The 23,218-nt window shown below is 67.8% G+C and carries 25 protein-coding genes; 15 read left to right on the plus strand and 10 right to left on the minus strand.

The window, feature by feature from the left end; translation table 11 throughout:
* Positions 1-20: 20 nt before the first annotated feature.
* Genes ON32_RS25470 through ON32_RS25480 form a run of 3 tightly spaced genes read right to left on the minus strand, consistent with a single transcriptional unit; the run spans position 21 to position 3,150 of the window.
* Positions 21-800 (minus strand): helix-turn-helix transcriptional regulator, encoded by a 780-nt coding sequence (locus ON32_RS25470; protein ID WP_051133679.1) that lies wholly within the window; start codon positions 798-800, stop codon positions 21-23.
* Positions 797-2,764 carry a heavy metal translocating P-type ATPase gene (locus tag ON32_RS25475; RefSeq protein WP_040793568.1) on the minus strand — a complete coding sequence of 656 codons (1,968 nt, stop codon included), beginning with the start codon at positions 2,762-2,764 and terminating at the stop codon, positions 797-799. Before ON32_RS25475 ends, ON32_RS25470 begins: the two co-directional genes overlap by 4 nt.
* Positions 2,761-3,150, minus strand: coding sequence for an ArsR/SmtB family transcription factor (locus tag ON32_RS25480; protein ID WP_040793569.1), 390 nt, complete (start codon positions 3,148-3,150; stop codon positions 2,761-2,763). Before ON32_RS25480 ends, ON32_RS25475 begins: the two co-directional genes overlap by 4 nt.
* A 127-nt stretch (positions 3,151-3,277) precedes the next feature.
* On the opposite strand from ON32_RS25480, the gene ON32_RS25485 reads away from it, so the two are divergent.
* A complete protein-coding gene (locus ON32_RS25485; protein WP_051133680.1) occupies positions 3,278-3,895 on the plus strand; it encodes a methyltransferase family protein in 618 nt (205 codons plus the stop codon).
* A 243-nt stretch (positions 3,896-4,138) separates the two neighbouring features.
* Here the strand turns inward: ON32_RS25485 and ON32_RS25490 are convergent, their stop codons facing one another.
* Complete coding sequence (locus ON32_RS25490) at positions 4,139-5,290, minus strand: sensor histidine kinase (protein WP_040793570.1); 1,152 nt, start codon at positions 5,288-5,290, stop codon at positions 4,139-4,141.
* A complete protein-coding gene (locus tag ON32_RS25495) occupies positions 5,287-6,057 on the minus strand; it encodes a response regulator (protein ID WP_171048232.1) in 771 nt (256 codons plus the stop codon). The genes ON32_RS25490 and ON32_RS25495 overlap by 4 nt, the downstream gene beginning before the upstream one ends.
* Positions 6,058-6,194: 137 nt before the next feature.
* On the opposite strand from ON32_RS25495, the gene ON32_RS25500 reads away from it, so the two are divergent.
* The 13 genes from ON32_RS25500 to ON32_RS25560 all read left to right on the plus strand — a co-directional run bounded on the left by ON32_RS25500 (position 6,195) and on the right by ON32_RS25560 (position 17,449).
* Positions 6,195-6,482 (plus strand): SHOCT domain-containing protein, encoded by a 288-nt coding sequence (locus ON32_RS25500; protein ID WP_085995269.1) that lies wholly within the window; start codon positions 6,195-6,197, stop codon positions 6,480-6,482.
* A complete protein-coding gene (locus ON32_RS25505) occupies positions 6,475-7,989 on the plus strand; it encodes a multicopper oxidase family protein (RefSeq protein ID WP_040793571.1) in 1,515 nt (504 codons plus the stop codon). Before ON32_RS25500 ends, ON32_RS25505 begins: the two co-directional genes overlap by 8 nt.
* A 75-nt stretch (positions 7,990-8,064) precedes the next feature.
* A complete protein-coding gene (locus ON32_RS25510) occupies positions 8,065-8,706 on the plus strand; it encodes a DUF305 domain-containing protein (protein ID WP_040793572.1) in 642 nt (213 codons plus the stop codon).
* A 112-nt stretch (positions 8,707-8,818) separates the two neighbouring features.
* Positions 8,819-10,936: a copper-translocating P-type ATPase gene (locus ON32_RS25515; protein WP_083874792.1), complete on the plus strand. Its 2,118-nt coding sequence runs from the start codon at positions 8,819-8,821 to the stop codon at positions 10,934-10,936.
* 33 nt (positions 10,937-10,969) lie between these two features.
* A complete protein-coding gene (locus ON32_RS25520) occupies positions 10,970-11,815 on the plus strand; it encodes a F510_1955 family glycosylhydrolase (RefSeq protein ID WP_051133681.1) in 846 nt (281 codons plus the stop codon).
* A 329-nt stretch (positions 11,816-12,144) separates the two neighbouring features.
* Positions 12,145-12,546 (plus strand): MerR family transcriptional regulator, encoded by a 402-nt coding sequence (locus tag ON32_RS25525; RefSeq protein WP_040793573.1) that lies wholly within the window; start codon positions 12,145-12,147, stop codon positions 12,544-12,546.
* Positions 12,543-13,580: an alkylmercury lyase family protein gene (locus tag ON32_RS25530; RefSeq protein ID WP_040793574.1), complete on the plus strand. Its 1,038-nt coding sequence runs from the start codon at positions 12,543-12,545 to the stop codon at positions 13,578-13,580. The genes ON32_RS25525 and ON32_RS25530 overlap by 4 nt, the downstream gene beginning before the upstream one ends.
* A 130-nt stretch (positions 13,581-13,710) precedes the next feature.
* On the plus strand, positions 13,711-14,088 hold the full coding sequence (locus ON32_RS25535; protein ID WP_051133682.1) for an ArsR/SmtB family transcription factor: 378 nt from the start codon (positions 13,711-13,713) through the stop codon (positions 14,086-14,088).
* Positions 14,085-15,170, plus strand: coding sequence for an ACR3 family arsenite efflux transporter (gene arsB, locus ON32_RS25540; protein ID WP_040793575.1), 1,086 nt, complete (start codon positions 14,085-14,087; stop codon positions 15,168-15,170). The genes ON32_RS25535 and arsB overlap by 4 nt, the downstream gene beginning before the upstream one ends.
* Positions 15,167-15,583 carry an arsenate-mycothiol transferase ArsC gene (locus ON32_RS25545; protein ID WP_040793576.1) on the plus strand — a complete coding sequence of 139 codons (417 nt, stop codon included), beginning with the start codon at positions 15,167-15,169 and terminating at the stop codon, positions 15,581-15,583. The genes arsB and ON32_RS25545 overlap by 4 nt, the downstream gene beginning before the upstream one ends.
* Positions 15,584-15,614: 31 nt before the next feature.
* A complete protein-coding gene (locus tag ON32_RS25550; protein ID WP_040793577.1) occupies positions 15,615-16,283 on the plus strand; it encodes an arsenate reductase ArsC in 669 nt (222 codons plus the stop codon).
* A 12-nt stretch (positions 16,284-16,295) separates the two neighbouring features.
* The gene (locus ON32_RS25555; protein ID WP_040793578.1) at positions 16,296-16,706 is read left to right on the plus strand and encodes an arsenate reductase ArsC; all 411 of its coding nucleotides are present in this window, start codon (positions 16,296-16,298) and stop codon (positions 16,704-16,706) included.
* 35 nt (positions 16,707-16,741) lie between these two features.
* The gene (locus tag ON32_RS25560; protein WP_040793579.1) at positions 16,742-17,449 is read left to right on the plus strand and encodes a hypothetical protein; all 708 of its coding nucleotides are present in this window, start codon (positions 16,742-16,744) and stop codon (positions 17,447-17,449) included.
* On the opposite strand, the gene ON32_RS25565 is transcribed toward ON32_RS25560, so the two are convergent.
* From ON32_RS25565 to ON32_RS25580, 4 genes are read right to left on the minus strand one after another with little or no spacing between them, the layout of a single operon-like run.
* Entirely contained in the window at positions 17,446-18,252 is an 807-nt protein-coding gene (locus ON32_RS25565; RefSeq protein WP_245551288.1) for an alpha/beta fold hydrolase, read from the minus strand. The two genes, ON32_RS25560 and ON32_RS25565, sit on opposite strands and share 4 nt — an antisense overlap.
* On the minus strand, positions 18,249-19,331 hold the full coding sequence (locus ON32_RS25570) for a flavin-containing monooxygenase (protein ID WP_040793580.1): 1,083 nt from the start codon (positions 19,329-19,331) through the stop codon (positions 18,249-18,251). The genes ON32_RS25565 and ON32_RS25570 overlap by 4 nt, the downstream gene beginning before the upstream one ends.
* Positions 19,328-20,557: an MFS transporter gene (locus ON32_RS25575; protein WP_083874789.1), complete on the minus strand. Its 1,230-nt coding sequence runs from the start codon at positions 20,555-20,557 to the stop codon at positions 19,328-19,330. Before ON32_RS25575 ends, ON32_RS25570 begins: the two co-directional genes overlap by 4 nt.
* A 15-nt stretch (positions 20,558-20,572) precedes the next feature.
* Positions 20,573-21,091 carry an ArsI/CadI family heavy metal resistance metalloenzyme gene (locus tag ON32_RS25580; protein ID WP_040793606.1) on the minus strand — a complete coding sequence of 173 codons (519 nt, stop codon included), beginning with the start codon at positions 21,089-21,091 and terminating at the stop codon, positions 20,573-20,575.
* A 96-nt stretch (positions 21,092-21,187) separates the two neighbouring features.
* On the opposite strand from ON32_RS25580, the gene ON32_RS25585 reads away from it, so the two are divergent.
* Entirely contained in the window at positions 21,188-21,547 is a 360-nt protein-coding gene (locus tag ON32_RS25585) for an Rv2640c family ArsR-like transcriptional regulator (RefSeq protein ID WP_040793607.1), read from the plus strand.
* Between the two features lie 563 nt (positions 21,548-22,110).
* Here ON32_RS25585 and ON32_RS25595 read toward each other — a convergent pair.
* Positions 22,111-23,205, minus strand: a complete 1,095-nt coding sequence (locus ON32_RS25595; protein ID WP_040793582.1) for a phosphotransferase — start codon at positions 23,203-23,205, stop codon at positions 22,111-22,113.
* Positions 23,206-23,218: the final 13 nt, after the last annotated feature.

A 23,218-nucleotide genomic window follows, 5' to 3' on the forward strand; every position in this document is an offset into this window, starting at 1 on the left:
CGGTTGGAGGCTTGAAGAAATCAGCCGACTTGGCCGGCGGTGCCCGGCTCTGGTCGCCAGCCGGTGGCGATCAGTGCCGCGGTGGGAGTGATGCCGATCAGCTCACGGCAGGTGCGGGTGAGGTGGGCGCTGTCGGCGAACCCGACGCTGTGCGCGGCTGCGGTCAGCGAACCACCTGCGCGCACGACAGCGAAAGCCTGATGCAGGCGGGTCCAGCGCCGCCACGCCGCATAGGGCAACCCGACCTCCTGGGTGAACACATGCGATAGGCGGCTGCCCGAAATCCCCACCCGGGCAGCGAGTTCACCCAGCGCGGGCGGGCCACCCGGCCACTCAGCCGCGGCACGCAGCGCGTCGGCAACGACCGGATGCGCTCGCTGCGGCCTGGCCGGGGCGGGGGTGAGCGCAAGTGCCGGCGGGCGCGGGCAGCCGGCGGCCACCCAGCTGTCGGCCTGATCAGCAGGCAGACCCTCCATCCGTGACACCGCCGCGCGCGCGGCGGCACTGTCGGGATCGAGGAACGCCACGAACCCCGTGGTCCCTGGTTCGGCGCTCACCTGGTGAGCGACACCGGGCGGGATGATCGCCACACCGGCGGCCGCGGTGCGCCCCGCTCTGTCAGTGAGAGTGAGCGCACCGTCGGCGACGAACAACACTTGCACCGCCGCATGTGCGTGTGCGGCCGTGTCTCCGATGCGGCCGGTGAACGCCATCAACCCCGGCGTGAACACCACCCCACCGCGCCACCGCGCCACCGAACCCGAAGCAGGGGTGGCCGGTGGCGCGGTGGCGGCGGTCATGACGGTGAACCGGCCAGTGCGGGCGAGGCTTTCACCGCCAGGGTCGGGGCCGGGGACAGGGGTTTGGTACGGCCGGCGCGGACACCGTTGGCGATGACCACGATCTCAGCGAGCTCATGCACCAGCACCACCGCCGCCAATCCCAGCACCCCGAACAACGCCAGCGGGATCAGGATCGTGATCAACGCCAGCGACAGGCCGACGTTCTGCAGCATGATCGAGCGGGCCCGTCGCGCATGGTCCAGTGCGCGGGGCAGGTGGCGCAGATCTTCGCCCATAAGTGCGACGTCGGCGGTTTCGATGGCGACGTCGGTGCCCATGGCGCCCATCGCGATCCCGAGATCGGCGGTGGCCAGGGCGGGTGCGTCGTTGACGCCGTCGCCCACCATCGCGGTGAACCGGCCCTGCCGCAGTTCGGTGACGATGCGGGCCTTGTCCTCCGGACGCAGATCCGCGTGCACGGTATCGATGCCCGCCTCGGCGGCCAGGGCTTCGGCGGTGCGGGTGTTGTCGCCGGTCAGCATCGACACCCGCGCTCCGCCGGCGTGCAGGCGCGCGATGACCTCGCGGGCTTCTGGGCGAAGTTCGTCGCGGACCGCGATCGCCCCGATCACCCTGGACTCGTCTTCGATTAGAACCGCAGTCGCGCCCGCGTGCTGCATGCGTTCCACGACACCGGCCAACGGCCCGGCCTCGATCCAGCCCGGACGACCCAATCGCACCGGGCGCCCATCGATGAGGCCGGTCAACCCGGCGCCCGTGACGGCTTCGACATCACCGGCGGGGGTAACAGTGTCAGCGGCGGCGAGGATGGCACGCGCGAGGGGGTGTTCACTGCGGGATTCCAGCGCGGCCGCGACCGCCAATACCCGGTCCCGGTCGACGCCGTCGGCGGTGGCGATCTCGACGACGGCGGGGTTGTTCGCGGTCAGTGTGCCGGTCTTGTCGAGCGCGACCTGGCGGACCTTGCCCATCGCTTCCAGGGCGGCGCCGCCCTTGACCAGCACACCCAGCTTGCTCGCCGCACCGATCGCCGCGACCACAGTGACCGGCACCGAGATCGCCAGCGCACACGGCGACGCCGCGACCAGCACCACCAGCGCCCGCTCGATCCACACCACCGGATCACCGAACACCGCACCGATCACCGCGATCGCGGCCGCGGCGACCATGATCCCGGGAACCAGTGGTTTGGCGATCTTGTCCGCGAGGCGCTGGGCTTCGCCCTTGCGGGCCTGCTCAGCTTCCACGATCCGCACGATCCGCGCCAGGGAGTTGTCCTCGGCGGTCGTGGTGACCTCGACTTCCAGGACGCCGGTACCGTTGATCGCCCCGGCGAACACCTCCGCGCCCGGCCCAGCCTCCACTGGCACCGATTCGCCGGTGATCGCCGAAACATCCAGCGCGCTACGGCCGTCGGTGATTACCCCGTCGGTGGCCAGCCGCTCGCCCGAGCGCACAAGCATCCGGTCCCCGACCCGCAACTCCGCTGGCGCGATCACGGTCTCGGTGCCGCCGCGCAGCACGGTGGCCCGATCGGGCACTAAGTTCAGCAGGGCGCGCAGGCCGCGGCGAGTGCGTGCGACCGCGTACTCCTCCAGGCCCTCACTGATGGAGAACAGGAACGCCAGCATCGCGGCCTCGCCGACTTCGCCGAGGATCACCGCTCCGATCGCGGCGATCGTCATCAGCGTCCCGACCCCGATCTTGCCCTTCGCCAGGCGTTTCAGGGTTGGGGGAATGAAGGTGTAAGCGCCGACAGCCAGGGCGGCGATCTCCAAGCCCAGTTCGACCGGGTGCGGGCCGCCGGTCCAGCCGACGATCAGCGCCGCGACCAGTAGCACTCCCGCCACCGCGGCGGCCCGCAGTTCGCTGACCTCCCAGAGTTTCTCCGGCTCCCGCTCCTCGGCCTCACCGTTCTCGCCGGTGGGTTCGTCGTGGCCGCAGCCGCACGCGTCGCTCATCCCCGCACCGCCGCGCTCGCCTCGGCAGAACCGGTGGAGTCGGTGCCGTAATTCGGGCACAACGCCACCGCATTCCCGGTCGCCGCCAACAGCGTCTCCGCCGAGGCCAGCAGATCCATCAGCTCGGGGCGGGCCAGGCTGTAGAACACCTGCCGGCCCTGCGGACGCCCTACAACGAGACCGCAGTCGCGCAGGCACGCCACATGCGCCGACACCGTCGACTGCGCCAACCCCAACCCCGCCATCAGATCCGCCACCCGCGCCTCACCCGCGGCCAGCCGATGCACGATCGCCAACCGCGTGCCGTCGGAGAGGCTGTGGAACAACGCCACGGCCGGATCCAGACCTTCCACACCGGCCAGGCATCCATCACCACTAATCGCCATAAGGCGATGATAGCTTTAAATCTCGATCAATCGTGCTTCGGCGATCACATCGAGGGAAAGCGGTACCAATGAGGGACGGACGAGCAGTAACCCCGCAGACCGGCACGAACGGGCGGGGTGAACGGTGATGGCTATCGCCGCACTCGTCGTGTTCGCGATGTTCGCGCTGGTAGCCGGAGGTGCGCGGGTGCTGATCCAGCGCCGCCGCACTGGCGACACCGGTATCCGGCAGTTCCGCCCGGCACCGGGATCGGTGCAGTGGTGGGCGCACTGGGGATTCGTCACCGGTGGCCTGATCACCGGCCTGGCCGCACCGCTGGCCGACCTGGCCGGGCTGGCACCGATCCCGTTCGCCGACCAGCCCGCTGTCGCTGTCGCCGGTGTGGTCGTGGCGGTGGCGGGCGTGGCGGCGACGTTCGGCGCGCAACTGGCGATGGGCGCCTCCTGGCGTATCGGCGTCGAGGACACCGAACGCACCCGATTGGTCACCACCGGTGTGTTCGGCTGCGTGCGCAACCCGATTTTCACCACCATGCTCGTCACCTTCGCAGGACTGGCCCTGATGGTGCCCAACCCGGTGGCGGTCGCCGGGTGCGTGCTGCTCCTGGCCGGTGTGCAGGCACAGGTCCGCGCAGTCGAAGAGCCCTATCTGCAGCAGGTCCACGGCTCCGCCTACACCGACTACACCACCCGGGTGGGCCGATTCCTGCCCGGCATAGGACGCAGCCGACAGTTACAGCGCTGACCGGCCACCGTCTCTCCGACGAGCACGCCACGTCCGGAACCTGCCAGAACAACTGGCGCGCACCGGCAGCGACCGATACCCGATTGACCCGGGCCAACTCGGGGGCGACGCCGACCTCGATGCCTATCCGCGCGATTTCGGCGGATGTCCCGGCGACCGGCCAGGGGTGAGTCCGGCCGAGGCAATCTCTGCGGTGGCCGGACGGGAGCCGGGTCGACGTCCGCCGACAAGGGTCACTGGTGGTCAGCGGTCACTGGTGGGCAGTTCGATGGTGAATTGTGCTCCCTGCCCGAGACCGTCGCTGTGTGCCCGGATCCGGCCGTGGTGGGCTTCGACTAGGGCGCGGGTGATCGTCAGGCCTATGCCGCTGCCGCCGTGGCGGCGGTCGCGGGCGGTATCGGCCCGGTAGAAGCGATCGAAGAGGTGGTCGAGATGGTCGGGGGCGATACCTTCTCCGGTGTCGGTGACGGTGATTTCGACGTGCCGGTGCCCTACTCGCCGGGTGCTGAGGGTGACCTCGCCTCCCTGCGGGGTGTGGCGCAGGGCGTTGTCGAGCAGGTTGGCCAGTACCTGCCCAAGGCGATCGGGATCGACGGATACGGCGGCGGAGTCCTGGATATGGGCGTGGAGCGCGACGCCATTGTTGTCGTATCGTTCGCGTACGGCCTGGGCGGCGTGGGTGACCAGCATGGCGGTGGTCGTGGGCACGGGCCGGATCCGGGTGAGGTGTTCCTCGGCGCGCGAGACCGCGGTGATGTCTTCGACCAGGCGTTCGAGCCGGTGGATGGCTGAGCGCAGGACCTGTCGGGTGTCGTTGTCGAAGGTGCGGACACCGTCGTCGAGCGCTTCGAGGTAGGAGTCGAGAGTGGCGATGGGCGTGCGCATTTCGTGGCCGAGGTCGGCCAGCATTCTGCGGCGGGTGGTTTCGGTGGCGTCGAGTCGGCGGGCGAGTTCGTTGACGGTGACGGCGAGTTCGTCGAATTCGCGGCCGAGCCCGGGGCTGTGGACGCGGGTGTCGTAGTGGCCGCCCGCGATCCGGGCGGTGGATGTGGTCACGGCGACCAGCGATCGCTGGACGCGGCGGGTGATGTACCAGCTCACCGCCAAGGCCAGCAGTACCGCGACCGCGACCGCCAGCCCCCAGGCGAGCACGATCGCCTGAGTGAAGGCTTCCTCGACGTGAGCGGTCTGGCTCGAGTCGTGAATACCGGCCTGACCGAGATGATCGTGAAAGATACCGGGCGCCAACGCCGAAGCGACCAGCCAAGCGGTGACGGCGCATCCGATCACCACGAGAGTCAGGGCGACGAACAGGCGGGTGCCGAAACTCGAACCGGTCCCGGGTCGTTCGACCGCTGCTGGTGCGGCGTCGGGTTCGGGGAGCGGGGGGTTCATTCTCCGCTACCCATCCGGTAGCCGACGCCGCGGATGGTGCGTACGTAGCGGCCGCGGGCGGCGTCGTCGCCGAGTTTGCGGCGCAGATGGCCGATGTGTACGTCGACCAGGTGCTCGTCCCCGATCCAGCTCGGGCCCCACACCGCGCCGATCAGCTGGGCTCGGGTGAGCACGACACCGGGATCGCGCGCCAGGGCGGCCAGGACGTCGAACTCGGTTCGGGTGAGCGCCACCGGCACGCCGTCGACGGTGACCTCGCGTCCGTCGGCATCGATGGCCAGGTCGCCGAAGACGCGGGTTCGGGGTGCGTTGGTCGAGCCTGCCGACCGGGTGGTGGCGGTACGTGGGCGGCGCATCATGGCCTGGACGCGGGCCATCAACTCGCGGGGACTGAACGGTTTGGTGAGGTAGTCGTCGGCACCGACCGACAACCCGATCAGGGTGTCGACCTCCTCGGCACGAGCAGTGAGCATCACGACGTAGGCATCGGAGAAGGTGCGCAGTTGCCGGCACACCTCGACCCCGTCCAGACTCGGCAGCCCCAGGTCGAGGACCACAACGTCTGGATCGACCTCCCGGGCGAGCGAGACAGCATCGTGGCCGTCGCCGGTGATCGTGGCATCGAATCCGTCGCGTTCCAGATAGCTGCCGAGCAGACTCGCCAGCGCCGCTTCGTCCTCGACGACCATGGCGCGCAGGCCGGTGGGCGGGCGCTGCGCCGGGACGGAGTCGGGGGCCGGTGCGGGGGTGCGCGTAGCGGAGGCCATGGTGTTCATCTTCACCGGACCACAGCGGCGCCGACGCCGCGGTGCGGCTTCTTGAGCAAATCTTCATACGACCTCTACCGGAGTAGCGGGACAGCCGCACCAGGCTGGGCACCCGAACTCGAGGAAAAGAGGCGAGGATGATGACCGGCTGGGTGAGTCAGACCGGCTGGGCGGGATGGACCGTCATGGCCGTCTGCATGCTCGTGTTCTGGGCCGCGGTGATCTACCTGATGGCAGCACTGTTCCGCACCGACCGGGCCGGCGACTCGGCGCGCCCTACCGATTCCGATCCACTGCGGATGCTGGAGTCGCGTTTCGCTCGCGGGGACATCGACGCCGACGAGTTCGTCGCGCGCCGTCAGCTACTGGCGCAGACCTTCGAGACCGCCGACGGCGACGTCCGGAAGGGGCACGTTCGTGAGTGAGGTGAACCGCCGGTCCTTCCTGGTCGGGTCGGTGCTCGCCGGCGCCGGGGTTTTGGCGGCCTGCGCCGGGTCGGGTTCACTGGGAGGTTCGCCGGTCACGGCGTCGTCGCCGATTGTGCGACGTCTCGAGCAGCAGCGCCGTACTCCCGGCCAGCCGGTGGTGTCGGCACGGCTGACACCGCGCCCGGTGGACGTGGATCTGGGGGGTCGCATCGTCTCGACCTGGGGCTACGACCAGAACCTGCCCGGGCCGCTGATACGGGCGCGGGCCGGGGATCTGTTGCGGGTGCAGGTCCACAACCGCCTGGAGGTGCCGACCAGTGTGCACTGGCACGGCATCGCACTGAGCAATGACATGGACGGCGTGCCCGGGTTGACCCAGGACCCGATCGCGCCCGGCGCGGGGTTCACCTACGAGTTCACCGTGCCGGACGCGGGCACCTACTTCTACCATTCCCATTCCGGGCTTCAGCTCGACCGTGGCCTCTATGGCGCCCTGATCGTCGACGATCCGCACGAGCCCGGCGGTTACGACCACGACTGGGTCGTGGTACTCGACGATTGGCTCGACGGTACGGGCCGGACTCCCGACGATGTCGCCCGCCAACTCGGCATCGGCAGCAGCACCGCAGGCGACACGAGCCGCCCCGGGATGAGCGGGATGGACCACGGATCCATGGACGGCATGGATATGGGCGAGGAGACGATGCGCTCACCGGTGCTCGGCGGCGCCGGTGACGTCACCTATCCGCATTTCCTGGTCGCTGGCCGGGTCCCGCAGGATCCGATGGTGTGGACCGCCGCACCGCGGCAGCGGGCGCGGATCCGGTTCGTCAATGCCGGCGCGGACACCGCTTTCCGCGTCGCCCTCGGCGGTCACCGCATGACGGTCACCCACACCGACGGCTTCCCCGTCGTGCCCCGGGACACTGACGCCCTGCTGATCGGCATGGGTGAGCGGTTCGACGTGCTGGTCACCCTCGGCGACGGCGTGTTCCCGCTGTTCGCGCAGGCAGAAGGGAAAACCGGGCACGGGCAGGCCGTCGTGCGCACCGCCGCCGGCGCGCTGCCGCCGCAGTCCCGCCCCGGCGAACTCGATCGGGAGGTGCTGCTGGGCACAGACCTGTCACCACGGGAGCAGGTGCGCCTGCCGCCCAAGGACAACGACCGCTACCTCAGCGCCGATATGGGCGGAACCATGTCACCGTATCGGTGGACTCTCAACGGCCGGGCTCATCCCGATAGCGCACCGCTGGATGTGCGGGAGGGTCAACGGGTGCGGATGCGGCTGCGCAACATGTCGGACATGTTCCATCCGATGCACCTGCACGGGCACACGTTCGCCCTCGTCGACGGCGGGGTTCGCAAAGACACCGTCACGATCCGTCCGATGCGCACCGTCGAGATCGAATTCGACGCCGACAACCCCGGCCAATGGGCCATGCACTGCCACAACGCGTACCACCAAGAGGCCGGAATGATGACCACCGTTTCCTACCGAACCTAGACCCGGCACACGCGACGGGCCGAGCCCGACCGCTGGTTCACCTGTTCTGTGACTCTTCGAGGAAAGGATCTGCACATGAACAAAACCAAAAAGACCCTCGCTGTCGGCGCTACCGCGCTGGCGGTGACATTCACCGCGGCCGCCTGCGGCGACTCCGACACCGACACCACCACCGCCACAACCCCGAGCGCGGCGATATCGGCGACAACTCCTGCCGCCGAGGACACTGCGGCCCACAACGATGCCGATGTGATGTTCGCGCAAATGATGATCCCGCATCACACCCAGGCCATCGAGATGAGCGACATGATCCTGGCCAAACAGGGCATTCCCGAACCGGTGACCGCACTGGCAAACCAGATCAAGGCCGCCCAGGGCCCGGAAATCGACCAGCTCACTACCTGGCTCGGCCAGTGGGGCGAACCTACTCAGATGCCCAGCTCCAGCGCTATGCCAGGTCACGACATGCCCGAGACGGAAGGAATGGAAGGGATGATGAGCGAGGAGGACATGCAGGCCCTGTCCGATGCGCAAGGCACCGAGGCCGCCCGACTGTTCCTCAACCAGATGATCGCCCACCACGAAGGCGCCATCGACATGGCACAAACCGAGATCGAGGACGGCCAGTTCCCCGACGCGGTGCAGATGGCCCGCACCATTGTCGATACCCAGCAGCAAGAAATCGACACCATGCGCCAACTGCTGACCACCCTGTAGCCGCTCCGGCTCGATACCGCAGCGCCCCGACCAGGCAGGAGGCCTCTCGATGTCGCATCCCGAGCACCGGCACCCCAACCCGGACCCGGCGCCCACCGGGCACGACCACGGCATGTCCACACAAAGCCCACCACCGGATGCTCGGGACCGGCCCGCCGGCCAGGGCGAACACCTCGCCCACGTCGGTCATGACGCCCACCCCGACCACGGCGATAACGGTGGTCATGATCGGCATGCCGGGCACGGGGCACACGGGGAGATGTTCCGGCGCCGGTTCTGGATCAGCCTGATCCTGGCCTTGCCGGTAGTCGGATTCAGCCATATGGTCGCCGAGCTGCTGGGCTACCATCTGCCGGAATTCCCCGGTGCCTCGTGGATCCCGCCGGTCCTCGGCACGGTGATCTTTGTCTACGGTGGGACGCCGTTCCTCACCGGCGGCTGGAGCGAACTGCGTTCCCGCCGGCCCGGGATGATGCTGTTGATCGCCATGGCGATAACGGTCGCGTTCGTCGCGTCGTGGGTTACCACCCTCGGGCTGGGCGGGTTCGAGCTGGACTTCTGGTGGGAACTGGCCCTGCTCATCGTCATCATGCTGCTCGGGCACTGGCTGGAGATGCGGGCGCTGGGCTCGGCGTCCAGTGCGCTCGACGCCCTGGCCGCGATGCTGCCCGATACCGCGGAGAAAGTCACGGGCGACGGTGTCGCCGAGGTCCCGCTGGCAGAGTTGTCCCGCGATGATCTGGTGCTGGTGCGTGCCGGTGCCCGGGTACCGGCGGACGGCACGGTCACCGACGGCCGGGCCGAGGTCGACGAATCGATGATCACCGGTGAGTCCAAGACCGTCACCCGCGATATCGGTGACACCGTGGTCGCCGGCACCGTCGCTACCGACAGCGCCTTGCGGGTGCGGGTCACCGCGGTCGGCGAGGACACCGCGCTGGCCGGTATCCAGCGCATGGTCGCCGACGCCCAAGCGTCCTCCTCTCGCGCTCAGGCGCTGGCGGACAAAGCCGCCGCGTTCCTGTTCTATTTCGCTGCCGGCACCGGTGCACTGACTTTCGTGATCTGGGCGCTGCTCGGCAATCTCGACGAGGCGGTGGTGCGCACGGTGACCGTCCTCGTCATCGCCTGTCCCCACGCCCTGGGTCTGGCGATCCCGCTGGTCATCGCGATATCGACCGAACGCGCCGCAAAAGCCGGAGTACTCGTCAAAGATCGTCTCGCGCTCGAGCACATGCGCACCGTCGATGTGGTGCTGTTCGACAAAACCGGCACCTTGACCCAGGGTCGTCACCAGCTCACCGGGCTCACTGCCACCGCCGGTACGAGCGAAGAGCACTTGCTCGCGCTCGCCGCGGCCGTCGAAGCCGATAGCGAACACCCCCTCGCACGGGCCATCGTGGCCGCAGCCGAAACCCGGGTTCTGGTATCGGAACAACTCACCGCCACCGATTTCCGCTCACTGCCCGGACGCGGGGTGCGCGCCGATATCGACGGCGCCGAGGTCACCGTCGGTGGCCCGGCCATGCTCGCCGATTCAGGGTTGCCGGTACCGGATGACATCGCCACGGTCACCCGCGGCTGGGTACAACGCGGCGCCTCGGTGCTGCACATCGTCTACGGTGACCGCGTCCTCGGCGCCGTCGCACTCGAAGACGCCGTTCGCGACGAGTCCCGCCGCGCCGTCGACGCGCTACACGGCCGCGGCGTGCAGGTCGCGATGATCACCGGTGACGCCCGTCAGGTCGCCGACGCCGTCGCCGCCGACCTCGGTATCGACGAGGTGTTCGCCGAAGTGCTGCCCGAACACAAAGACGCGAAGGTCACCGAACTGCACAACCGCGGGCACAAGGTCGCGATGGTGGGTGACGGCGTCAACGACGCTCCCGCGCTTGCTCGCGCCGATGTCGGGGTGGCGATCGGTGCGGGCACCGATGTCGCCATCGAGTCCGCCGGTGTCGTCCTCGCCGCGAACGACCCCCGCGCGGTGCTGTCGATCATCGAACTGTCCCACGCCAGCTACCGCAAAATGTGGCAGAACCTACTCTGGGCCACCGGCTACAACATCATCGCCGTCCCGCTGGCCGCGGGTGTGCTGGCGTTCGCGGGTATCGCGATCTCTCCCGCCGTCGCCGCGGTGCTCATGTCGGTGTCCACCATTGTCGTCGCGCTCAACGCCCAACTACTGCGCCGCCTCGACCTCGACCCGGCCCGCCTGGCCCATACCTGACCACCCACGAACCGAAGCGAGCTCCCTGTCCTGATGCCGAGATCGTCCCTGCGTCCCTGCGCGCGTATCCTTCTCCCCTTCGCCGCCCTGACCGTGCTCACCGGTTGCACCACCGGGCAACCGCTCACAACACCCACCCCGACGACGCCGATCCCGGCATTGTCCGCAACCGGTATCGCGTTGAGACCCGCGCTCGATCACCTGCACGGCCTGCACCTCTCCCCGGACGCAACCGTTCTGGCCGGCACCCACAGCGGCCTCGTCGCCCTCGGCGCGGACGGGCGCACAACCCCGGTCGGCGCCTCCGACGACGACTTCATGGGACTGACCGGCGTCCCGGGCACCGACCACCTGTTCGCGTCCGGGCACCCGGGCCCCTCGAGTTCAGCACCGAACCCCTTAGGACTGATCGAGAGCACCGACGGAGGCCACACCTGGACATCGAAATCCTTGACCGGCGAGGTCGACTTCCACGCCTTGGCCATCGACGGCCGGCTGCTGGTCGGATTCGACGGAGTCACCGGCCTACTCGCTTCCACCGACGCCGGCGCTACCTGGACTACGGGAGCCGCCGTCGGTGCGAATGCACTCGCCGTCACTGATACCGGGCTATGGGCCGCCACCGCCGACGGCCTGCAGCACAGCACCGACACAGGACGTACCCTCACGAACGTTCCCGGCGCGCCGCGTCTGGTATTGCTTTCGGCCGCAGACGACGGTTCTCTGTGGGGCGTAGATGTCGCGGGCGCGGCCTGGCGCAGCCGCACCGGCCGCACATGGGAACAGCGCTCGGTCGTAGGCCCTGTCAGCGCAGTGCTGGCCGCCGATTTCGACACCGCCTTCGCCGCGACAGAGCAGACTCTCTACCCATTGAAGTAGGGCCAGTTGGGTCGGATACCACGCCTTTTGAGGTAGGTAGGTAGGTAGGCGAAACAATGGTCGGCGCAGCGGCACCGTCGCGTGACGGCGTGATGAACACAGCACCCACCCACAGCTAACCGACGTAGAGACTCATGCCGATAGTCAGCGCGGCAAACGAGCTCATCATCGACACCAGGCCAGGCTGCCATCTGATTCGTAGGGTTCGGGTGGTCTCTGCCCGCGAATTCCGGCCGGTGCTCGGGAACTCGGAAAGCCGTGGGATCTGAATCGGCTCAACAGGACGATCCTTGACTCGGTACGTAGGTACAGGGTTGAGAATGAGGGGCATGCGAACTGGTGAGCTGGCCTCTCGGGCCGGTGTCAATGTCCAGACCCTGCGCTACTACGAACGGCGCGGCCTCCTGGCGCGGCCGGAACGGTCACCAGCGGGTTACCGCCGCTACCCCGAGGACGCCGTGGACGTGGTCAGGTTCGTCAAACGGGCCCAGGAGCTGGGCTTCACGCTCGATGAGATCGCCGACCTCCTACGGCTGGCCGACGGCGGTCCCGACGACTGCGACGCCGTCCGCGTACTCGCCGAATCAAGGGTCGCCGAGATCCGACGACGGATCGCCGACCTGCACAACATGCAGCGCGCACTGACCGAGCTCATCGCGACATGCGAGTTGCCCCGCGCTCACCGATCCTGCCCCATTCTCACTTCACTACAGGAAGGACCACGCTCATGAAGCTGGATATCCTCCAGGTCCCCGACTGTCCCAATGTGGCGGTACTCGAACAACGCCTCCATGAGGCCACCGCCGGTCGGCCGATCACGCCGGAGATCACCCACCACATCATCGATGACCCCGAGCAAGCCGCCTCGACCGGCATGACCGGCTCCCCCACCCTGCTGATCGACGGCCGCGACCCTTTCGCCACACCGGGCAATGCCCCCAGCTTGTCCTGCCGCCTTTACCCGCAGGAGGACGGAACGCTCGGCGGAGCCCCCTCGGTCACGGCGCTCCGCACTGCGTTGAGATCGACCTCGGCTGACGGTGAGCAACTCAGAAGCGACGCAGAAACCAGGTGCTGCACTCCGTCCACCGCGGACCCCGCCGCCGCACTGAGCACCTGGCGGGCGGCCGCACAACCGGCAGACCCGACGGAAACGGCCGTGCATCAGGCCATCCTGCGATTCTTCGCAACCAGCGGCTGCGCACCGACCGCCGCCCAATTAGCCGAAACCTTTTCTGGACACGCGGTGCCGATCGAGCAGATTCTGCAGCACCTCCACGACGCCGATGTCATCCGGACCGACACCGATGGGATCATCGTGGCCGCGTATCCGTTCTCGGGCACACCCACCCCTCATCGGGTACGAATCGCCGGCGGCCCGACTGTCTACGCGATGTGCGCCGTGGACGCACTCGGTATCAGCGCGATGCTCGGCACACAGGTCACGATCACCACCACTGACCCGGAGACCAACGACCCGATTACCATCACCGCCGGCAGCCAACTCGTCACCGCACAACCGGCCACCACGGTGGTGTTCGTCGGCGCACAAGCCGGCCTGGGCCCCTCTGCCGAAACCTGCTGCAGTCACCTCAACTTCTTCACCGAACGCCGCACCGCCCAGAAGTGGGCGGACGGTCACTCGGGCATCAACGGCGACATCGTCGAACTGCCTGACGCCCACCACCTCGGCAGCGTGATCTTCGGTGACCTCCTCGAGCCTCGAGCAGTCCGAGGTTGCCGCACACCCGCCACACCGATCTGAAGGCGGCAGTGGGCAGACACCGGCATTTTGCGATATCGCCGCGCAGCGGAACGCCAGACGGTCTCGACCACGGATGACGTTCACCCGGAGTTCACTTGCCTCCAGAATAGATAGTCGTCAATATCGACGTATGTCTAAATCGCAGTTGCCGGTGATATCGGTCGAGGCCTGCCACCCCGCCCCGCACGTACGCGAGCCACTGACGGCGCAGGCTGCGGTGGAGTTGGCAGCGGTGTTCAAGGCACTGTCGGACCCGGTGCGGCTGCGGTTGTTGAGCTCGATCGCGTCGCGGTCGGGGATGGAAGCTTGCGTGTGTGATCTGTCCGAGGGCATCGAATTGAGCCAGCCGACGATCTCGCACCACTTGAAGGTACTGCGCTCTGCGGGACTGTTGACCAGCGAACGCCGCGCGTCCTGGGTGTACTACCGGGTTGTCCCGCAGGCTTTGGCGCGAGTCTCGGACGCGCTGCTGCTGGAAAGCGGCGAGGCTGCCGAGGTCACCGCATGAGCGCCACCGACACCACCACCGCGCCGGGTGTGGTCGGCAAGCTCTCCACATTGGACCGGTTCCTGCCCGTCTGGATCGGCGTGGCCATGGCCGCCGGTCTACTGCTCGGCCGTCTGATACCGGGCCTCGGCGACGGCCTGGCCGCGGTGGAAATCGACGGGATCTCGCTGCCGATCGCGATCGGGCTGCTGATCATGATGTACCCGGTGCTGGCCAAGGTCCGCTACGACCGCCTCGACACGGTCACCGGCGATCGCCGCCTCCTGATCGGGTCGCTGGTGCTGAACTGGCTACTCGGTCCGGCGTTGATGTTCGCGCTGGCATGGCTGCTGCTGCCCGATCTGCCGGAGTACCGGACCGGACTGATCATCGTCGGGCTCGCGCGGTGTATCGCCATGGTGATCATCTGGAACGATCTGGCCTGCGGAGACCGCGAAGCCGCCGCCGTGCTGGTGGCGTTGAACTCGATCTTCCAGGTCATCATGTTCGCCGTGCTGGGCTGGTTCTACCTCTCGGTACTGCCCGGATGGCTGGGCCTGGAACAGACCACGATCGAGGCCTCGCCCTGGCAGATCGCGAAATCGGTACTGATCTTCCTCGGCATCCCGCTGCTGGCCGGATACCTCACCCGCAGGTTCGGCGAGCGTACCAAAGGCCGCGACTGGTACGAATCCACGCTGATTCCGCGAATCGGGCCCTGGGCTCTCTACGGCCTGCTGTTCACCATCGTGCTGCTGTTCGCGCTGCAAGGCGACCGGATCACCTCCCAGCCCCTCGACGTGGTTCGGATCGCGCTGCCGCTGCTGGCGTATTTCGCGATCATGTGGGGTGGCGGCTATCTGCTGGGCGCGGTGATGGGCCTGGGTTACGAGCGGACGACCACGCTGGCGTTCACGGCGGCGGGTAACAATTTCGAGCTGGCGATCGCGGTGGCGATCGCGACGTACGGCGCTACCTCGGGCCAAGCACTGGCCGGTGTCGTGGGCCCGCTGATCGAGGTGCCGGTGTTGGTGGCCCTGGTGTATGTGTCGCTGGCCCTGCGTAATCGCTTCCGCGCTGAAGATGGGGTGGCGGTCCGGTGACTGTGTTGGTGCTGTTCGTCTGCGTGCGTAACAGCGGCAAATCGCAGATGGCGGCCGGGCTGATGCGCCAGGCCGCGGCCGGTGAGGTCGTCGCGCTGTCGGCGGGCACCGATCCGGGCGAAAAGCTCAACGCATTGTCGGTAGCAGCGCTGGCCGAGGTCGGGGTCGATATCAGTGGCGGAGTCCCGAAACCGGTCGACGCCGGGCTGCTCGCTCGCGCTGATCTGGTGGTGATCCTTGGTCGCGAAGCCCAGCTCAACGTCCCGGACGGTGTGCGGGCGCTGTGGTGGGAGACCGATGAACCGTCGCTACGCGGGATCGAGGGTATGGAGCGGATGCGGCTGGTCCGTGACGATATCGCCGCCCGCGTCCGGGCCCTCGTGGCCGAACTGAGCTCACCTGTCCAATCCTGAACCTTTCCTTCTCGAGTATCGGACAACGGATATGACCGAATCACCCCTTCCCGCTACCGCGTTGCGCGCGGATCTGTCCATTGACCAGCATGTGGCGTTGAAAACCGCGGCGACCCGGTTACAGCGGGAGTTCGACGGCACCTTCGGTGTGGAAACCATCGAACGGTTCCTGCACTCCTCCTACGAACAGTTCGCCGGCCGCGCCACCATCGTCAACTTCCTTCCCCTGCTGGCCGAACGGTTCGCCCGCCAACGCCTCCAGGCCCTGGCCAAGGTCGAAGGCCTCCACCACACCGGGACCCCGACCGTGCTGTTCCTGTGCACCCACAACGCCGGGCGTTCCCAGATGGCGCTCGGGTTGTTCACTCACCTCGCCGGCGAGCACGCCATCGCCTGGTCCGGGGGCAGCGAACCGGGAGACGAGATCAATCCGGCTGCGGTCGAGGCGATGGCCGAGATCGGGATCGACATCACCGGCGAGTACCCGAAGCCGTGGACCGAGGAGATCCTGAAAGCCGCCGACGTGATCGTCACCATGGGCTGCGGCGATGCCTGCCCGGTGTATCCCGGTCGCCGGTATGAGGATTGGGACCTGCCCGATCCGGCCGGTCTCGATGTCGCCGCGATCCGGCCGATCCGCGCCGAGATCGAAACCCGTGTGCGTGCCCTGCTCGCCGAACTCGACGTCCCCACCGCCTGAAAGGCTTTTGCTGTGACCGATAAGCCGAGTGTGTTGTTCGTCTGCGTCCACAATGCCGGGCGCTCCCAGATGGCCGCCGGATTCCTCACCCACCTCGCCGACGGGGCGATCGAGGTCCGCTCCGCCGGCAGCGCCCCCGCCGAACACCTCAACCCCGCGGCAGTGCAGGCGATGGCCGAGGTCGGGATCGATATCACCGCCCAGGCCCCGAAAATCCTCACCCCCGCCGCGGTGCAGTCCTCGGATGTGGTGATCACCATGGGCTGCGGCGACACCTGCCCGGTCTTCCCTGGAATCAGCTACCGAGACTGGGACCTGGAAGACCCCGCCGGCAAAGGCGTGGAAGCGGTCCGCCCGATCCGCGACGCGATCCGTGCACGGGTGGAGGCGCTCATCGCCGAGCTACTGCCCGCCCACGCCTGAACCCCGCTCAGCCGACCACCGTCGAGGTAGCAGCGATGACCGGCGCCACGCCCGCACCGGGCCTCGGTGCTCGGGCATCCGCGCGATATCGCGCGGACCTGCTCGGCACTGGGGTGGTGATGGCGGCGCCTGTGACGGGCTGGTGGGCAGCGCATCTGGTCGGCCCCGGGCCAGCCCGGGCGGGGCTCACTGCGGCCGTGACGGTCACGTTCCTGGCCCTTGGCACCGGCTTGTTCCGGAGCCGGGAGCCGCGGTGGAACCCGCTACTGATTGTGGCCGATGCGCTACTCGAACGCCGAAAAAGCCTGTCCGGCCCTCTGCTCGCCGGCCACCTCCTCACCCAGGTAGCGGCAGCGACTGCCGTGGCCGGTGGGGTGGCCGCGGGGTGCTTCCTGGCCGGGATCACCCCTCCGGCGGTGCCCGCCCCGGGTGGTGTGCACGCATTGAGCGAGATGACCGCCGCCGCAGCGGCGGTCATCTCGTTCTTCGCCGCCACCTGCACACCGACGCTGAGAATGTCCACGGCCGGTGCCAGCGCACTGGCTGCCGCGGTGTTCCTGGTGACAGGGGCAGGGTTTCTCGGCAACCCCGCCGTGGTCGCCGGCGCGGTCGTGCTCGGACTGGATCCGGCGCTGGCGTTGGTGATCGTTGTCTGTCAGCTGGGTGGTTGCCTCATCGGCTACGGGGCCGCCACCGCCTGGTGGCCGGATATCGGCCGCCGCCTCGACACCCTCACCACCTAACCCGAGAGCAGGGCCTGGGCCAGGCCGCCAAGGGCGACGTGATGGCCTTGTCCCGACAGCGTTTTGCGGATCGGGTTCCGGAGTGCTGTGGTGAGCCGGTCGGCGGCGTCGAGGATGTAGTCGGCGCTGGTGGTGCCGGTGATCACCGTAGTCTGGGCGGTGATCGCGGCGTAGCGGCCCACGTCGGGATCCAGGCCGGCCAGCACCCGCAACGTCGCGGCCAGGGTCGGGGCCTGGGCGACCTTGTGCCACCACAACGGATCACTACGCAGCACGGCCAGCTCAGCAGCAGAGAACCCGCCGGATACCGCGGAGGCATCCAGGATCAGACGCTCGTAATCCCCGCCCTCGATCCCCGCATCCACTGCCGACAGATCAGGAATCGGGTACATGACCGGTAAGGGTGGTTCGTAGACGGCCAGCCGCGACACCCGATCCGATGCGCGCAGTGCGGTTTCCAGGGCCAGGACCGCACCGAAGGAGTAACCGAACACCACCTCGACCGGCCCGACCGCATCGATCACCGCGACGATATCGGCGACCTCGTGCGCGATATCCGGCGCCGACTGCGGGGTTCCGGAGGTGCCGTGACCGCGGCAGTTCATCGCCACCACCGTGTAGTGCTCGGCGAGATAGCCGGCCAGCGACAGCATGCTCACCGCGCTGCCCAAGCCACCGTGCACCACCAGCAGCACCGGCCCGGAACCCTGGACCAGGTAGGTGATCGGGGTGCCATCGGCGGACAGCACGCGCCCACCCCGGACCAGCACCTCCGAACCCGTGCCCAGCGGTGCGGTGGTCACTCGGCGTGCTCCCGCTGCGGTGCCGTCGCCGGCCGCAGCCGCCGCACCAGATAGGCCGCGTCCCGGCCCACCCCACGCAGCGAGTTCGACGACGGAGTGCGCTGCCACTCCAACCCGAGAAAACCCAGCCCCGGATGAGTGAGCGACAGGCCTCGGCGCTGTCGCGGCACCCCGGACTCGGTCACCGCCCCGACACCGGCGAGATAGGGCAGGTGCGGGCGGTAACCGGTGGCGAAGACGACCGCATCCACCGGCGTGCGAGTATCGTCCGGCCACACCACTCCCTCGGAGTTGAAGGCGGTGAACACTTCTCGTCGCTCCGGCTTCCCGGCGTCGAGCGCGGCCCGGTAACGGCCGGCGTCGAGCACCGGCTGCGTCGGCGCCTGTTTCACGATCCAGCCCAGCGGGGCGGCGTCGAATCCGGTGAGAGTGAACCAGAAATGCACATCCCGGCCCAGCGGACGCTGCGGCACGAACTTCACCGGAGCCCGGCTGGCCAGCACCACCTTCGCATGTCCGGCCAGTTCGGCGGCGATCTGCACCGCGGAGTTCCCCGCGCCCACCACAACCACCCGCTGGTCGGCGAACTCGCCCGGATGACGGTATTCGCTAGCGTGCAGGACCCGGCCTCCGAACTCGTCGCGGCCGGGCACGGCGGGCAGGAACGGGGAACCGAACGACCCGGTTGCCGCGATCACCCGCGGCGCGGTGAACACCGCACCCGATCCGGTGGTGACCGCGAAACCCTCACCGTCGCTGGAGGCGACGGAATCGACGACAGTGCTGGTGTGGATCTCGGCGTCCAGGGCTGCGGCGTAGGAGCGCAGGTAGTCGATCACTTCGTCGCGGTGCGGGTACCGGTCCGGACCCCCGGGGAACCGTCGCCCGGGTAGCGAGCTGTAGCGGGCAGGGGAGAACAGCGTCAAGCTGTCGTAGTACCGCGGCCACGACCCGGTCGCCTCCGGCGAGGCCTCCAGGACCGCGGTGCTCAGACCTGCGGCGGTGAGGTGGTGGGCGGCGGCGAGGCCGGATTGGCCGCCGCCGATGACCACCGCGTCATAGTCGTATTCGCTTGTCACAACATTTCTTTCTTCGAAACACGGATACCGGTAAGTGGCGCGATCATCGCGGCGAGGGCGGCGACGGCGCCGAGGATGAGGTAGGTGTGGGCGTAGCTGCCGGTCCACGCCGACAGCACGGTGCCCGCCCACGGGGCCAGCGCGGACACGACCACCACGGGCGCGGACAGTAGGCCGTTCAACCGGCCGTAGTGAGTGGCGCCCCACCGGTCGGTGATCGCGGTGGCCTGGATCAGCGTGAAGATCCCGCGCACCAACCCCGCACCGATCGCGACCGCGATCAACACGATCACCGCCGACACCACCCCGAGCAGGGCAGTCGAAGCGGCGAGAGCAGCCAGTACCACGACGGTGCGGGCGGTGACACCGGTGTGGCGGGCCAGCGGCAGATATCCGATCCGGCCCAAAACCTGTCCGGCGCCGCCGAGCCCGAGCGCGGTCGCAGCCAGACCGGGGCCGAAGCCCTGTTCCTGGAGCAGAGCGACGAGGTTGAAGATGCCGGCGAAGCTGGCGAACGCCGCCAGGCACATGGTCACGACCAGCGCGGCGAAGCGTGGGCTGCGCGCGATCTGCGAGTGGTCGGCATGCGCAGCCACGGTCGGGACTGGTGGATCCGGCCACAGCGCCCGCAGTCCGAACCAATGCGCCGGGATCGTTAGTACTGCCAGAGCCGCGGCGAGGACGAGATAGGTGGCACGCCACTCGATGCTGGTGTCCAGAGCGGCGGTGAGCGGCGCGAACACCGTGGACGCCAAACCACCGGCCAGAGTGAGGATCATCAGCGCGGTCACGCGCTCGGCACCCCACCAGCGGGTCAGCGCCGCGAACGCCGGCGGATACAACACCGCCCCCATCGCCACCCCGGCCGCCAGCCAGCCAAGATAGAACACGGCAAGGTTCGGCGCGGACGCGATCGCGACCAAGGCGGCTACCCCGAGAACCGATCCAGCGGTCATCACCCGCCGCGGACCGGTCCGATCGATCAACGCGCCCACCGGAATCCCGGTGAGCGCGGTCGCGAGCTGGCCGAGCGAGAACGCCGCGGTGATCACCGGCGCCGACCACCCCGTCTCGGCGGTGATCGAGGTCGACAACACCGGAAACGCGTAGTACAGGATCCCCCAGCTCGATATCTGGGTCAGGCACAGCACCGCCAACACCCGGCGACGCCCCGCCCGCGACAACCCGTCCTCCGCCGCCGCGGGCGCGGTCTCCACATCGGTCACGCCGAAACCCGGGCTCTACCGAGCGGCAGCGGCCGGGGCGCAGCACGCCACGCCCGACTCGACCTCCGCCTCAGAGGTGGAAACGTCGCCGCGGCCGTCGGTGCCACAGCACGCCTGCACCGCCTCGCCGTCGTCCTTCCCCGCGAACCGAGGTTCGGTGCCGAAGTGCTCGGTATCGGCCAGCACGGTGTAGACCTCCCACCGCTCGGCATTCGGGCCGGTCACCCACACCTTGTCCTGGGTGGCGAAGCAACACGTGGTCGCGATCTGCTCCTCGGTGAACAGACCGGCTTCCGACAGGCGCGCGATCTCGGCGTGCACCTTCTCCGAGGACTCCACCTCGACCCCGAGATGGTTCACACTGCCACCCTGACCGGGATTCTCGATGAGGACCAGCTTCAGCGGCGGCTCGGTGACCGCGAAGTTCGCATAGCCGGGCTTGCGTTTGGCCGGCTGGACTCCGAACAGGGTCGAGTAGAACTCGACGGCCTGCTCCAGATCGTCGACGTTGAGTGCGAGCTGAACACGTGACATGATGACCACCACCTGTGTGACATATATCGAAGAGTTGACAGCGCCCAGTGTGCCACCTTTTCGACATAAGTCAATATTGTCGGTAGGATGGATTTCATGCCCAAAGCGCTGCCCGTCATCGACATGACGACCCCCTTGTGCTGCCCTCCTGTGGCCGCGGGCCCGATCGACGACGAGGCCGCCCTACACGTGGCCCTGCGGTTGAAAGCTCTCGCCGATCCGGTGCGCGTCAAACTGATGTCGCTACTACTGGCCAGCCCCGAGAACGGACGCAATGGCGGCGAACTCGCCGACGCGGTAGGGCTGGCTGAATCCACGGTCAGCCATCACCTTTCCCAACTCCGCAAAGCGGGGCTCGTGAACTCCGAACGCCAAGGCATGAACGTCGTCCACCGCGTCCACCGCGACGCTCTGGCCGCGCTCTGTGTGGTCCTCGACCCCGACTGCTGCCGGTGACCACCGGCTTAACTTCAAACATCTCGCCTGCAACGCCATCACCCGATACCCACTCAGGCGTCTTCCGCACGACCACGGGCGCGCCCTACGAGTAAACCCTGCGTATACCCATGTCGCTTGATCCCCTCGACGCCATCAACCTATCGTTCGATGCGATCGAACACACGAAACCAGCAAAGTTGCTGGTTAGAGGGGTTCAAGTCCCCCCTCGCGCACAGAGTCCGGCTACGGAATCATCGACCGGCGCCGGATACCGCAGTTTCGGCTGCAACTTTCGGACACTGCAACTTTCGGACACGAAGGGCGCGAGGAAGCGAACCGTCCGACCGACAATGGCGCCCCGGCCTCCTGGGCCGATCGTGCGACACGATCCATGTGTCGGCAAATCTCGCGGAACGGAAGCGCGAACCCGATCATAGGAGGACGCAGGTCGAACGCAGGATTGCGAAGTGCTCCGATGGCATCGACCACGAGATCCGCACCGAGCAACATCTCCTCGGCGAGCGGTCGCCAGGCCGCGAATGCGAACACCATCTCCGACAACGCCTCGTTGTTGAGCAGCCTCAGTTCGGGCCGCAGCTCGCCGAGATGTGTGAGCTGCTTCGGCAGTCTCGCCCCCCCAGCTCGAAGATCAACGCATTGAGCACTCGAGCCGCATCGCTCAACTCCCCGGCTTCCGGCGTCTCTCCCCTATACAAGGCTCTCGGTCTCTCGGCGACCTCGACGCGCACCTCCCCCATAAGCGTTCGAATGGCATCGAGCGGAAGCGAGGAAACCCATTCTTCGAGCTCCCCATGCGTCATGGCGGCCGGATCGGGCAACTCGACCTCGTTCCGCCACGGCCGCGCGGGGGCCACAGCGGGCGGAGGTGTCTCGACGGCCGCGCCGGCCCGGTCGTCGAGACCGGTCCATTGCGCCGGCGGCGGGGACATGACCCCGAGCGCCGCCAGGATCCGACTGCCGGACAACTGCCTGTTCTGCCCCCACGCCGACCTGGCTGTCGCGAAGGCGTCGCGAAGTTCCGTTCGGATGAATTGGATCTGTTCCAGGGTGAGTCGACCGCGCCGGACCGCACGCCTCGAGCGGATGAGATCGTGAACGATCCGCTGCACCTCCAGAAAGAGGTAATACAGGTCCCACACATTCGGCGGCGCCGTGGTCTGCTGTCGTAACCGCTCGGTAGCGGGACCTTTTCCGGTGAGATGGAACATGCGGACGAAGTCGATAACCGGGTCTCCCGGCCTGGCCAACTCCCAGTCGACCACGGCCACCTTACGTTCGGCCCGTGGCTCTCGGAGCAGCAGAATATTCTTGAAATGACCGTCGAAATGGATCAGGGCGAACGGTGCGTAGATCTCCGACTGCATGGCGTCGGAGTTCACCCACTCGACGACGGGCGCGAAGGGTTCCGCGGGTATCCCCAGCTCGACGAGGCACGGGCCGAGCTCCGGTAACGCTGCCGCCAGATTGGCCATTTCCTCGTCGACCAGCTCATCGATGAACCGTCTGCGATCGCCGATGCCCAAGTACGTCTGCTCGTGTATCTCGTGGAAAACCTCCACCACGTCGTCGATCGGAATCTCCGCCTGATCGGCCATCGTTTCGCCGTCCAGGAATTCCACCAGGACCACCTGGTTGAACCGAGTGCCATTGGACATTTCCACTTCGGGG

The organism is Nocardia paucivorans NBRC 100373 (genome assembly GCF_000308675.1).
GTDB classification, from domain to species: Bacteria; Actinomycetota; Actinomycetes; order Mycobacteriales; family Mycobacteriaceae; genus Nocardia; species Nocardia paucivorans.